This is a genomic window from Chromobacterium sp. Panama (assembly GCF_003052555.1).
Classification (GTDB): Bacteria; Pseudomonadota; Gammaproteobacteria; order Burkholderiales; family Chromobacteriaceae; genus Chromobacterium.
Map to the genome: position 1 here is coordinate 4,771,874 of NZ_QARX01000001.1, position 13,117 is coordinate 4,784,990.

13 protein-coding genes are annotated in these 13,117 nt (G+C 62.0%); 3 read left to right on the forward strand and 10 right to left on the reverse strand.

The annotated features are described in order from the left end of the window. Positions 1-415: 415 nt before the first annotated feature. From DB032_RS21435 to DB032_RS21445, 3 genes are all read left to right on the forward strand, one after another. Positions 416-1,900 carry a C69 family dipeptidase gene (locus tag DB032_RS21435; RefSeq protein WP_107801238.1) on the forward strand — a complete coding sequence of 495 codons (1,485 nt, stop codon included), beginning with the start codon at positions 416-418 and terminating at the stop codon, positions 1,898-1,900. Between the two features lie 245 nt (positions 1,901-2,145). Beyond that, complete coding sequence (locus DB032_RS21440) at positions 2,146-2,598, forward strand: GNAT family N-acetyltransferase (RefSeq protein ID WP_107801239.1); 453 nt, start codon at positions 2,146-2,148, stop codon at positions 2,596-2,598. Next, positions 2,595-3,242, forward strand: a complete 648-nt coding sequence (locus DB032_RS21445) for an alanyl-tRNA editing protein (protein WP_107801240.1) — start codon at positions 2,595-2,597, stop codon at positions 3,240-3,242. Before DB032_RS21440 ends, DB032_RS21445 begins: the two co-directional genes overlap by 4 nt. Positions 3,243-3,451: 209 nt before the next feature. On the opposite strand, the gene DB032_RS21450 is transcribed toward DB032_RS21445, so the two are convergent. The 10 genes from DB032_RS21450 to DB032_RS21495 form a co-directional block, all read right to left on the reverse strand. Continuing rightward, on the reverse strand, positions 3,452-4,036 hold the full coding sequence (locus DB032_RS21450) for a tail fiber assembly protein (protein ID WP_107801241.1): 585 nt from the start codon (positions 4,034-4,036) through the stop codon (positions 3,452-3,454). Positions 4,037-4,046: 10 nt separating this feature from the next. Then, positions 4,047-5,036 (reverse strand): phage tail protein, encoded by a 990-nt coding sequence (locus tag DB032_RS24700; protein ID WP_107801242.1) that lies wholly within the window; start codon positions 5,034-5,036, stop codon positions 4,047-4,049. A 240-nt stretch (positions 5,037-5,276) separates the two neighbouring features. Continuing rightward, positions 5,277-5,861 (reverse strand): tail fiber assembly protein, encoded by a 585-nt coding sequence (locus DB032_RS21460; protein WP_107801243.1) that lies wholly within the window; start codon positions 5,859-5,861, stop codon positions 5,277-5,279. 10 nt (positions 5,862-5,871) lie between these two features. Continuing rightward, entirely contained in the window at positions 5,872-7,308 is a 1,437-nt protein-coding gene (locus DB032_RS21465; protein ID WP_107801244.1) for a LamG-like jellyroll fold domain-containing protein, read from the reverse strand. Positions 7,309-7,536: 228 nt separating this feature from the next. Further along, a complete protein-coding gene (locus DB032_RS21470; protein WP_107801245.1) occupies positions 7,537-8,538 on the reverse strand; it encodes a hypothetical protein in 1,002 nt (333 codons plus the stop codon). 193 nt (positions 8,539-8,731) lie between these two features. After that, complete coding sequence (locus DB032_RS21475) at positions 8,732-10,138, reverse strand: hypothetical protein (RefSeq protein ID WP_107801246.1); 1,407 nt, start codon at positions 10,136-10,138, stop codon at positions 8,732-8,734. Positions 10,139-10,421: 283 nt separating this feature from the next. After that, positions 10,422-11,000 carry a YmfQ family protein gene (locus DB032_RS21480; RefSeq protein ID WP_107801247.1) on the reverse strand — a complete coding sequence of 193 codons (579 nt, stop codon included), beginning with the start codon at positions 10,998-11,000 and terminating at the stop codon, positions 10,422-10,424. Then, positions 10,997-12,061: a baseplate J/gp47 family protein gene (locus DB032_RS21485; RefSeq protein WP_107801248.1), complete on the reverse strand. Its 1,065-nt coding sequence runs from the start codon at positions 12,059-12,061 to the stop codon at positions 10,997-10,999. Before DB032_RS21485 ends, DB032_RS21480 begins: the two co-directional genes overlap by 4 nt. After that, a complete protein-coding gene (locus DB032_RS21490) occupies positions 12,061-12,411 on the reverse strand; it encodes a phage GP46 family protein (protein ID WP_107801249.1) in 351 nt (116 codons plus the stop codon). Before DB032_RS21490 ends, DB032_RS21485 begins: the two co-directional genes overlap by 1 nt. A gap of 106 nt (positions 12,412-12,517) precedes the next feature. Then, positions 12,518-13,117, reverse strand: a complete 600-nt coding sequence (locus tag DB032_RS21495; RefSeq protein WP_107801250.1) for a phage baseplate assembly protein V — start codon at positions 13,115-13,117, stop codon at positions 12,518-12,520.

Consider the following 13,117-nt stretch of genomic DNA (forward strand, 5'->3'; position numbering starts at 1 on the left):
AGCCGCCGCCACAATGAAATGCCAAGCTTAATCAGGCTTGCGCCAATATGGCAAAAGCAATTGCATAAATCAGACAGTTTGCGCCACATTTTTACCAAACAGCGCAAGATTGATATGCATCAGGCAAGCATGGGATTCCCATTTCAACTAATGCGAACCATCTGCCTACAATCCACTTGCCCTCACCGCCAAACCGCCGCACGCTTAGCGCGCGGCCACCATGAGCCGTCTCGCACCGCGACTGACTGCTCAGAACCTGTTTACGATCTGCTGCGCGTTGTGAGACGTCACACGGTGAGTACCGCTTCGAAATGCTCATGTACCGTTTGTACACTGCGCTTTCTCAGCCGTTTTCGCCTTGTCTCGCCTTAGCTCGCTAGATCGTAAACACGCTCTCAGAGAAGAGGAATGCATCATGACGCCGCGCCCTACCCTGCTTGCCCTGGCCACCGCCCTTGCGCTGGCCGCCCCGCTCGCCGACGCCTGCTCATCGCTGATCGTCGGCAAACAGGCCTCCGCCGATGGCTCCATCATCATCGCCCGCAACGAAGATTATTACATCAATAACTGGAACAAGCGCCTGGTGCTGCATCCGGCGCGCGCGGCGGCCAAGGATGAGACGCTGAGCTTCAAGAACGGCCTGAAAGTGCCGGCTCCGGCACAGTTCTACCGCTACAGCGGACTGATGGACTGGAACGGCGACAACGCCGGCGGCGACGGGCTGTATGAGGAACGCGGCGTCAACGAATTCAATGTGGCGGTGTCCGCCACCAATAGCGCGGAAATCAACGCCCGCGCCAAGAAAGCGGACCCGCTGCTGGACAGCGGCGTGGTGGAGGCGGTGATCCCCTCGCTGATTCTGCCGCAGGCCAAGACCGCGCGCGAAGGGGTGGAACTGCTGGGCCGCTATATCAACCAATACGGCGCCGGCGAAGGCAACGGCGTGCTGATCGCCGATCCGGACGAAGCCTGGTATATGGAAATCGGCTCCGGCCACCACTGGCTGGCCTATCGCGTGCCGCAGGACAGCTATTTGATGGTGGCCAACGGCCTGCGCCTGCACGATATCGACCTTTCCGACCGCGCCAACGTTGTGTCCAGCCCCGGCCTGGCCGAGTTCACCGCCAAACACCAGCTGCTGGCCAAGATGGACGCCAAGCGCTTCAACTTCGCCCAGGCCTTCGGCGTCGTCGGCGACAAATACAATGTGGACCGCGAATGGCTGGGCCAGCATCTGCTGAACCCGGCGCTGCGCCAGGCCACGCGGCAGGCGCAATACCCGCTGACGCTGAAGCCGGAGCACAAGATCGCGGTGGCCGACGTGGCCAAGGTGCTGCGCGCCACCTTCCACGGCACCGCGCTGGCCAAGCTGAAGGACGCGGACCGGCCGATGGGCGTGGACCGCACCATAGAAACCCACATCATCCAGCTGCGCGCCGGCCTGCCCAAGGAATTGGCGGCGCTGACCTGGCAATCCTTCGGCAGCCCGGCCGGCGCGGTGCTGGTGCCGATGTACGAGAACGCGATGAAGGACATCCCCGCGCCGCTGCGCACCGGCGCGGCCAATTACGAGAGCGGCTCCGCCTACTGGGCCTTCCGCGCCAACGCCACGCTGGCCCAGACCAAGCCGGACAAATATCTGCCGGTGCTGGCGCAATGGCAGGCGCGGCTGGAGCGGCAGTTCCAAAGCCAGCAGCCGGCAGTGGACGCCATGCTGACCAGTCTCTACGCCAGTCAGCCGCAAACCGCGGTCGGCTTTGCCGGCCAGTGGAGCGGCGGCAATATGCTGAGCGCGGTGCAATCGGCGCGCGACGTGCACGCCGGCCTGCTGACCGACCTGACCAAGGCCAGCGAGAAGAAATACAGCCCGGAGGAGCTGGAAAAAATCAAAAACCTATAAGAACGTGTTTACGATCTCGCGAGCTAAGGCGAAACAAGGCGGAAACGAGCGAAACAGCGGAATATACAGGTGGTACATGAGCATTTTGAGCGGGTCCTCACCGTGCAACGCTTCACGCCACGCAGCAGATCGTAAACAGGTTCTAAGCGGCTAGCAGCCAGGAGCGGCGCCGGCAAGCCCGGCCGCTCCCGCCAGTTCGGGCGTGTTATCTTTGATGGCATCCCCATCGCCCGGCTGGCTGCGCCATGACCCTCCACATCGACACCGATCCCGCGCGGCTGGACCGCGAACGCGTCTACCGCTACCTGTCGGAGCAATCCTACTGGGCGCGCCAACTGCCGCGCGACATCTTCGAGCGCTCGCTCGACCATTCGCTGTGCTTCGGCGCCTACGCCGCCGACGGCGAGCAGATAGGCTTCGCCCGCGTGATCACCGACTACGCCACCTTCGCCTATCTGGCCGACGTGTTCGTGGTCGAAGCCTGGCGCGGCCAAGGCGTGTCCAAGCAATTGATGGCGGCAATCGATAGCCATCCCGGCCTGCAGAACCTGCGCCGCATGCTGCTGGCCACCGCCGACGCTCACGGCCTGTACGCGCAGTTCGGCTTCAGCCCGCTGTCCCGGCCGGAATGGATGATGGAAAAAAGGGACGCCGACATCTACCAGCGGCTGGCCGCGAATCCCGGAAGCGCGGCATGAGCGTGCGCAAACAGTTCTGGGTCGATCCCTACCAGACCGAGCTGCACACCACGGTGGCGCACGTGGACGGCTCGCGGGTCTGGCTGGATGCCACCCTCTTCTACGCCTTCTCCGGCGGCCAGGAAAGCGACAGCGGCAACATAGCCGGCCGTCCGGTGCTGCGCGCGGAAAAACAGGGCCTGGACATCGCCTATACCCTGGCGGACGACCATGGCCTTGGCGCCGGCGACGCGGTGACGGTGGCGATAGACTGGCCGCGCCGCTACCGGCTGATGCGGCTGCACTTCGCCGCGGAGCTGGTGCTGGAAACCATTTGCCGCGAGCTGCCCGACGCGGAAAAGATAGGCGCCCACATCGCGGAGGACAAGGCGCGCATCGATTTTGCGCTGGCCCGGCCCATCACCCCGCTGCTACCCGCCATCGCCGCCAAGGTGCAGGCGCTGATAGACGCCGATCTCGCCATCGTCAGCGCCTATTCCGACGAAGCAAACCAGCGCCGCTACTGGGAACTGCCCGGCCTCTACCGCGTACCCTGCGGCGGCACCCATTTGCGCCGCAGCGGCGAAGTGGGCGAACTGAAGCTCAAACGCAAAAACGTGGGCCAGGGCAAGGAAAGAGTGGAGATCACGCTGGCGCGGCCATAAGAGCCTGTTCAATGTCTGCTGCGCTACGTGAGTCGTGGCGCGGTGAGTACACCTTCGAAATGCTCATGTAGCACGTGTACATTCCGCTTTCTCAGCCGTTTTCGCCTTGTCTCGCTCTTGCCCGCGAGACTTTGAACAGGCTTTAAGAAAAACCCGCGCGGGCATGCCCGGCGCGGGTGGTTTCACGTGGAACAGCAATCTGCAAACGCTCAGGCAGGCTGCTTCGGCCAGTCCGTCTCGGCCAACTGCGGCCACGCGGCCTGCTGCGGCAAGCGCGACAGCTCAACGCAGTAACGCTTCCACGCCGTCAACAAGCCTTGTTCCTGCGTCGTCGCCAAGCCCAGCTCCTGCGCGTCCTCCAAAGGCCGGCGCTGAGCATAAGCAATCGCCAAACGCTGCTGCAACTCCTGCTGCGCCTGCGCCGCCAGCGCCGCGCGCTGCGCATCGGCGTCCACTTTCCAGGCTTTCTTGTTCCACACCGCGAAAGGCGGCGGTTCCAACTCGGTGGCCTGCAAGCTGTCCGGCGTGTCGCCGATTTGCGCCGTCACCGGCTGCGCGCTGGCCTTGCTCCACAGCTTGAGCGCACGAAAATCCACCACCAGCAGCCAGCCGCCGTCGCGGTAGACCGCCGCTTGCTTGTCCCCTGCCTGCGGCGGTTGCTGCTCGGTGGCATTGGCCGGAATCAACCAAGTTTCCTCAACATCCAGCGGCGATAGATCCGCCGTAGTGGTGCCCAGATACTCGCCGGATTCCGGATGGTAGGCGTAGACGGTTTTCTGTTTGCGTTCTTGCATGGCGGTTTCCTTAGTATTTGATGCAGGCGAGAAGGGCTACGTTGCGGGGACGGGTTTCAACGCCAATGCCACTGTTTGCGCCCGTTACGAGTGTCATTTGATCAGATGACAACATCTCTCTGCCGTATGCCCAGGCGCCACCGCCCGAGCCAGGAGTAAGCGCCAATGCACCTCCATCGTTTGGGCGTATGATTGTGTGGACATGAGGCCCGACAGTCCCGGCCTGCGCACTCCCCAGCGCACGGCCCGGATCAACACGGCGCCCATCATCCCACCCTCGCACAAACTCCCCACGCAAATCAGGCAGATTGAACGTCGTCGAGCCATCTCCGGCACCATAAGAGGTTCCAATCACGGCAAACAAACCGGGGTAAGTGCTGCGGCTGACCGGAGAACCATCGCATTTCAGCCAGCCTGGCGGCGTGTAAGGCATCGCGAAATGCCCTACCAGGCCCGGCGCGCCGGACATGGTCAGCAAATTGGTGATAGGGCCGTCCTCGCACTGGGTCAGGTCCACGTAAAAACCACGAGACTTGACGCCATCGTTGTTGAACACGCGGAACTGGTTGCCCCAGACATCGATATTCACGTCGCTGAGCTTGCTGTCGCTTTGCGGCGCTTGCAATTGCAGCTGGCCGCCTTCCTTGCCGCCCTCGGCCAGGAAACGAGAATTGGGCTGAAAATCCACCCGCCCATTCATCTTGCCGCCGCTCAACGGCAAGGCGTCGGTGATGCCGTAGCCGGCTAGCGTGGTCGGCTTGCTATTGCCGCCCCAGGTCAGCTTCTTCAGCGCCTGCAACAACTGGTCCTTGCGTGCCGGATCAGCGCTCTGGCCGCTGTCGCGTATCACCGTCAACAGCTCGTCCTGGCTGGACTGGGCCGCGGACTGGACATTGTTCAACCACTCCGAGGTCACCACCGTGCCCAATTCGCCGGTGTAAGGGTTGCCGTCGTGGAACAGGCCGTCCGGGCTGTTGATCGGCTTCATGGTGTTTTGCATCGCGCTCTCGCTCCATTTACAGGGTTGGCCCGCTGGCCGGGCTGGCGGCTTGGGGCGGACTCCGGGCCGGTAGGGTGGTCCGTAAACCACCCGCTGACCTGCTTCGCTAGTGAATCAATACCGTCATTTTGCCGTTTAGCGACGCGCGTCAGCAGTGGACGGATGTCAGTAGTTTGGAGCACAGCTACAAAGCAAAACGACGGCCGAAGCCGCCGTTTTCCAAGCACACAAACTCAATGTTTAGACAGGCGCCGCAGGCCAGTCCGCCTTGCCCAGCTGCGGCCACGCGGCCTGCTGCGGCAGCCGCGACAGCTCAACGCAGTAACGCTTCCACGCCGTCAGCAGACCTTGTTCCTGCGTCGTCGCCAGCCCCAGCTCCTGCGCGTCCTCCAAAGGCCGGCGCTGAGCATAAGCCGCTGCCAAGCGCTGCTGCAGCTCCTGCTGCGCCTGCGCCGTCAACGCCGCACGCTGCGCGTCGGTGTCCACTTTCCAGGCTTTCTTGTTCCACACCGCGAAAGGCGGTGGTTCCAACTCGGTGGCCTGCAAGCTGTCCGGCGTGTCGCCGATTTGCGCCGTCACCGGCTGCGCGCTGGCCTTGCTCCACAGCTTGAGCGCACGAAAATCCACCACCAGCAGCCAGCCGCCGTCGCGGTAGACCGCTGCTTGCCTGTCCCCCGCCTGCGGTGGTTGCTGCTCGGTGGCATTGGCCGGAATCAACCAAGTTTCCTCAACATCCAGCGGCGACAAGTCCGCCATGGTGGTGCCCAAATACTCGCCGGTTTTCGGATGGTAGGCGTAGACGGTTTTCTGTGTGCGTTCTTGCATGGCGGTCTCCTTAGTATTTGATGCAGGCGAGCAGGGCTACGTTGCGGGGGCGGGTTTCAGATCCTCCCGTCACACCGGTTACGTCAACTCTACCGGCATATTTAGTCGGGCTATACCCAGTGAAATGGGTCCCTTGAATTAAGTCACCTTGGCCTGCTTCATTCACCAAAAAGCCCATCCCATTCCATTCCAGACTAGGGTGTCTATGGGCTTCTACACTACCTAATTGCGCCCCCCCAAATGAGCGCCCGCCATCAACACCACGTTCATCGCTCCACCCTCGTAAGAATTGGCCATTTAAGTTCGGCAAATAGAACTTGCCGGAATTGGTTTCCGTTCTATATACCGCAGGAGCACTAGGCGGCGAGAATGCCGATGCGTAAAGATTTTTTTTGCTGACTTTCCAGTCCTGGTAATAGCCGGAAGAAGAACCGGATAGTCCGGGAGCGCAGCCGTCCACGCCAAACAATAGGGTGTTATCCGCGATGAACACCCGCCGCGTGCTGGATAAGCTCCAGGTCAAAACGCCATCAACATATAGGCGATAACTTTGTCCGTCATAGCAAAAAGCGATGTGATACCAACGCGCAGTGGAAAATATGCCTGGAGTCCCAGCGGAAGCCTCTACAATAAACCCAGATTCAACACCAGCCAGCCATATTACCGGGGCCTTGCTCGCCTTATCAAAGCCAAGCGTTATTTCCCCCCAGGTCTTGGATTGATTCATGGAGGTAATCCATGCCACCTGATAACCGTTGCTATTGCCGGTGCCGGTGAAATTTGGGAAATGCCATCCTTCAATGGTGAACTCATTGGGATTAAATGCCTCCGCCAACGGCATGCTGGCGTAGCCGCCGTTTTCCATTGTCTTCAGGCTTTGCGCCCCAAACTTGGCCTGCTCTGTCGACATCCCTGCCCCGCCAAACGTTGATACCGCAGACCCCCAGGCGCAATCCGCCAACTTCTCAGCCTCGTCCAGACGCAACATTGCTTGCACCTCGCCCTTGATTGGGGCGAAACGATGCCCAATGGCATTGAAAAGCTCTGGATAAGTACTCTGTAAAACCTGGGTACCGTTGGCCCGCAACCAGCCCTCGGGCGCTACCGGCATGGCAAAGTACGCAACCTCCCCCGCCGGCGCCGCAGCTCTAACTTGACTCGTGGTCGCGCCATCGGTAATCCCGTAACCCGCCAAGGTAGTCGGCTTGCTATTACCGCCCCAGGCCAGTTTCTTCACCGCCTGCAGTAATTGATCCTTGCGGTTGGCGTCCAATGCCTGGCCGCTGTCCTTGATCAAGGCAATCAACTCGTCCTGCGTGGCGGCTGTCGCCTGCTGCAAGCTGTTCAGCCAATCAGCGCTGACAATAGTGCCCAGCTCGCCGGTAGTGGGGTTGCCGTCATGAAACAGGCCGTCCGGACTGTTGATCGGCTTCAAGGTGTTTTGCATCGCGCTCTCGCTCCTTAGTGAGTCTGCCTATGAGCCGGGCCGGCGACATAGGCAGGGGCGCGGACCACTTCAGCCGTCGTCAGACCGCCAGTTGACCCGCTTCGCTAGTGAATTAATGCCCTCATTGTGCCGGGGAGCGACGCGCGTCAGCAGCGGACGGATGTCAGTGGCGAGCAGGCAAAAAAATGGCAACCCCGCAGGATTGCCATACTTGAAAACCAATGATGTTTACGGCGCGATCGGCGCTTTGTGTACGTAACCGCCATGCATACCGGACAGCGCTGCAGGCAAGGCCAGTTGGAAGACCGAGTTATTCTCAGCGTAAATATGGCAATGACTGTAACCCCCTCCCCAGTCTGCGACACCCGCCATATGAACCCAACCATCACTAGGAGTAAGGCGTTTATTCATCATTTTCTTGCCGTTACGATACTCGCCATAATCAAAGTAAATAGAACCACTAGTGCAACGTAACCAACTCATAAATGTGACAGGTCCTTCAGTTACCGCAGCATACGCCAAAGCTATCGCCATATTCTTACCATCACGTACTTGTGGTGCGGCGGTCAACGCCCCACAGTTTAATTCCGCAATATGAAACTCATAACCATAGCGTTTGTTTCCCCGTTCCATCGCATTCAACAAATCCACCACCGGTTGCGCCAGTTTCGAACCGGTGCCTTCATATGTACTGTTATCGTGCATGAACCGCCCCACTGAACTTGTACTCTGACTATATGAAACCGAAAACAAAGTCGTAGCAAACGGCACCGCCATCTGATTACTCCGAGCCTGTACCGTTCCCTCAGGGGTAAACGGATCAAAAAAACGCCCGCCGTCCGCCAACAGATTCCGCCGCGGCAGCATGCCCACAGTGATGCCATCCTGAATGCCGTAGCCCGCCAGGGTGCTGGCCTTGTCGGCCTTGACCGCCACCTCCGCCTTGGTGGCGCCGTCGCTGATGCCGTAGCCCGCCAATGTGGTCGGCTTGCTGTCCCCGCCCCAAGCCATTTTTTTCACCGCCTGCAGCAGCTGGTCCTTGCGGCTGGCGTCCAGCGTTTGACCGCTGTCCTTGATCAGGGAGATCAGCTCCTCCTGAGCCGAGCGCGTAGCCAGTTGCAGGTTGTTCAACCAGTCGGCGCTGACGATGGTGCCCAGTTCGCCGGTGGTGGGGTTGCCGTCGTGAAACAGAGTGTCCGGCGTGTTGATGGGCTTGAGTGCTTCTTGCATGGAATCGTCTCCCGCGGATAAGAAAAGGCGAAAAGAAAAATCGGCCGGAGGCCGATGACAGCTGTCGCTGCTGAAATGACTGGGAACGATTTTGCGGGAAACGCGCGCAGGGCGGCAGGCGACGGGTGTCAGTGCCATAGCCGCAAAAAAAGCCGCATCCGGAAAGGATGCGGCTGGCGTGCGCTTGGCCGACTTAACTGAAGCTGAGCACGCTGTTGGCATTGCCCGCCACGCCGCTGGTGGCCGGCGAATACACCGTCGGGCAACCGGTCGATGCGGCCTTGGTGTCGTAGGCCTCCAAATAACTGGTGCTGTAGGTCTCAAACCCCACCTGGCAGTTCTTTGCCCAACCGCCATTAATTACCATGGTCGTTCCGCAAAGCGCTCGGAACCCATTGTTGCAGTTTTCCGCAATGGCCATCGGCGCGTAAATCACCCCAGCCCAAACCGCTTGGAAACCCGTATCGCAATTGAGCGCCTTGCCGCGCCGCCCCTGCGGCAAAGACGGCACCGGTCCGGAACCATGATTCCATGTCACAGCGCCAGAATGCGCCTCGAAGCCGACCCCCGATTGCTCCACCACGCTGCCATCGCACCAGAGATAGGCGTTGCGGGCGGAGGCAAAACCAGTTCGCACCCCGGTAATACGCCCCTCGGTTACCCAAGCTCGGCTGGTATCCGCGCATATTATCCCTTGCGGATTGGTACTGCGGTCGTTGATATCCAGGCGCAATGGCACCTTGGTCAGATAGTTCTTGCCCTCGCCGACAATGTTCAAGTTGTGCAGCTCGCAGTGGGAGCCGCCGCCGACAGCGGCGCCCCACTCTTTAACCTTGTTGACCCTCAGCTTGCTGTTGCTGAAGCGGGAGTTTTGCTCCACTTGCAGGCCGCTGCTCGCGCCCTCCAGGATCAAAGAGCTTTCCGCGCCCCAAACCCAGGAGCCTTCGCCGATATGCAGGCAACGATGGGTCCAGTTGTTTTCGGTGGCTTCGCCGATCAAGTGAAAACCGGAAAATTCGACGCCGCGGGCATTGGAGAACACCACGCCGTGGCTGACCTTGTTGGCGTCGGCGATGAAGCGGATCTGACAAGCCGAGGGGTTGGCGATATTGCCGCGGATACGGATGCGGCTGGCGAAGGGCTGGTTGCCCAAGCCAATGCCGGTCGATGTGTATTGACCATCGTCCACCTTGATCAGCACGTCGGTCTTCAGGGTTTTGCCGTTGAGGCTGTTCCAGGCGCTGGCGATGTCGGCGAACTCGCGGCCGGGGCCCACTTGCAGCTCCTTGTAGCCGTTTATCCCCCAATCGTCGGTCTTCATCGCATCGGTGATGCCGTAGCCGGCCAGCGTGGTCGGCTTGCTGGGACCGCCCCAGGCGATCTGCTTCACCGCCTGCAGCAACTGGTCTTTGCGCGCCGGGTCCGCGTTCTGGCCGCTGCTTTTGACCACGGTCAACAGCTCCTCCTGGCTGGCGATGACCGCGGACTGGACGTTGTTCAGCCAGTCAGCGCCGACAATGGTGCCCAGCTCGCCGCTGCTGGGGTTGCCGTCGTGAAACAGGGTGTCCGGCGTGGGAACCGGCTTGATGACATCTTTCATCAGTCTCTCCAAAAAAACAGTGAATGAATCAGGATAGGGACGGGGTTTGCTGGGATTGGCTGCCTAGGCGCGCCCAAACCTCCTGCTGCGTATCGAAGACCGAAGACGCCGGAACCGGCGCGGTGTCGGCCGCAAGGTCTTTGTTTTGATCGGGGTTTGCCGTGGATTGGGGGTCTTGCATGGAGCGCTCCTGAAGGAAGGGAAAGAGCACAGGCTCCCGCCCGCCGGGGCGGGGCTGTGAGGGGAAGGGAGAAAGGACGGGAAGGTCCGCGCTCGGCGCGGTTTAAGGCTGGTAGGCGAAGTAGACGTAGGTGTGGGCCGGCTTCAGATCCTTGAACAGATCTTCCAGTCGCGGATCGCCGAAGGTGGTCAGGCGTTCTCCGGCCAGCGACTGGCCGGCGCGGAAGAAGTACGGGCGGGTCTTGGCGCCGAACACGGTGACTTGCCACACCCAGGGGATGTCCGCCGTCCACAGCTGCTGGCCGGCGCGGTTGATGCCGGCGCGGAAAGGCTGCGGCTCGCTGATGGCGATGCGGTAGCCCATGCCCGACGCCAGCCGGGTGAAGTAAGGAATGGACAGGCCGCCGGTTTCCGCCAGCTTGGCCAACACCGCCTGCTGGCGCTGCTGGTAGGGCGCGTCCGTCGGCGGGGTCAGACCGCAGACGCGCTCCCAATCCGGCAACAGGCCTTCGGCCAGCAGCGGCGTGGTGGCGCCCACCAGCTGCCGGGCGCCGTTCTGCACCCGGTCCAGTGCCGCGCCTTCGCTGCCCAGCTCGGCTTGCAGCCGCGGTCCGTCCGAACTGTAGCTGACCGGCGGCAGCAAGCGCGTCAGCAGTTCGCTATGCGGGGTTTGCGGACTCATTGCATCCCCCTCACCGTGAGTTTGCCCAGGCGCAGCCATTCCACCGTTTTCTCATTCACCGTCGGCGCGACATTGTCGGCGGGCGACAGCAATTGGCGGTCCACCACGCCGGGCAGGTCGGAGATCAAGGCTTCCAGCCGGCTCTTGTACAGCTTGCTGCCGGGGGCCAGGCTGGAGAAATGGGCGGCCAGCACCTGACGCAGCGGCTCGGTGACGGCTTGCACCGTGGTGCCGTCCACCGTCAGCGCCACCTCGATATCCACCGGACGCGGCGTGGGCGCCAGCACCAGGCAGTTCTTGGCGGTGACCGGACGCAGGTCCTCGATATGGGCTTGCACCGCGGCCAGGGTGTCGGCCGAGGGCAGGCTGTCCTGGGCGGTGATCACCACGTCCACGGTGCCGAGGCCGCGGCGCAACGGGTAGACGTAGGCGGCGGACACGCCCGGCACTTCCAGCGCCCAGCGTCGGTAATCATGGCGGTTGCCGCCGGCCGGCGGGCGACGGATCAGCTCCAGCAGCCGCGCCAACAAGGCGGCGTCGTCCTCTTCGTCCACGCCGCCGTCCATGCTCGCGAAGCTGACGCGGCTGGCCAGGCCGCTGGGCGCGGCCATCAGTTCCGCCACCGTGCCGGCCGGCACATTGCCGGCCAGGCCGGGCAGATCGGCGGCCACCGCCGCGCGGGCCTGGCCGTCCACATCCAGCTGGCCGCCGGCCTGGGTGGTGTAGAGCTGTTCGCCCAAGCGCACTTTCAGACCGGCGGCGAAGCCGGCGCCGGGATTGCCGCTCAGTTGCAACAGGCCTTTGGCCGCCACCGGCGGCTTGCGGCTGAGGCCGCGCACCCGGGCGTGCTGTTCCAGATAGTCGCGGTCGGCGCTGTCCGGGAAGATCTGGCGGGCGATCCAGCTTTGATGCTGGTACAAGCCTTCCACCGCGCTGGCGACCGAGCTGGCGCGCACGTAAAAGTCGCTGTCGGGACCGACGTCGGCGTCGGCGCGCAGGTTTTGCAAATCGCGCAGCAGCGCGCCGCGTATGGTTTCAAAATCCGGGGTGGACAAAGGCATCAGGCTATCCTCACATGGTGTTGGAAATGTCGGGTCTGGCCGCCGGCCTCTTCCACTTCGACCAGCAGCAGCAAACGGCCGCTGCCGGGGCGTTGCGCCTCTACGCCGACGCGGCGGGCGCGGCCGTCGCGCAACAAGGGTTGCAAGGCTTGTTCGGCGTATTGGCAGGCCAGCAGGTCGATCTGGTTGCTGTCCTTGCTGCGAGACAATAGATGCAGGCGGGAGCCGAGTTCGGGATCGGCCCACCAGCCGCCCAGCGGGGTCATCAGCCTCAGGTAGACGGCATTGGCCAGGGTGTCGGTGGTGCCGCCGGCGTAATCGCCGGTGATGGGGTCCAATAGAGGGTCCATGGCGTTATTTTCCGGGTTTGCAGGGGTTGGGGATAAGGGACGCGGGTCAGTGCCGGCGAACATTCAAACAAGCGATATCAAGAGCACGCTTGGTGAAAATCGTGTTTTACAACGGTGGACTGGTCGTACCGTGCACGCCGTTATGTTGGTGGCCCACCAGGCTCTTGCCGCCGGCCACCACGTCGCCGCTGACGGTGACGCCGCCCTGAATGGCCATGCCGCCATTGCCTTTGATCTGACCTTGCGCCACCAGCTGCGCGCTGGTGCTGAGCGTGGGCGTGGTAAAGCTGGCCTGCTCGCTGGCGTTGACCTGCCAGTTCTTGCAGCGCAGGCTGAAGGTGTCGCACTCCACCTCGATCAAGCGGCCGCGTTTAAGCACGATCTTGCTGCCTTCGTCGCTGTACAGCGCCACTTCGCCGGGTTTGAGCTGCTTCAACCGGTAGTTGCCGTGCTCGGTGGCGATCACCACGCCGTGGCTGCTGCGCCCGCCCAAGGGCAGCACCACCGCCATGCTGCCCGGCGGCGGATTGGCGCTGTAGCCGTAATGCTGGAACAGCTCGGCGTCCTGCAATTGCTCGCCGGCCAAGGCATCGGCCTGCACGGTTTGCACGTCGCCGGCGCTGTCCACACGGGTCAGCACCGCGCGAAAGCCCTGCCGCACATTGCTGAAGGCGCGGCGAATTCTCTGGTCTACATCATTCCACAT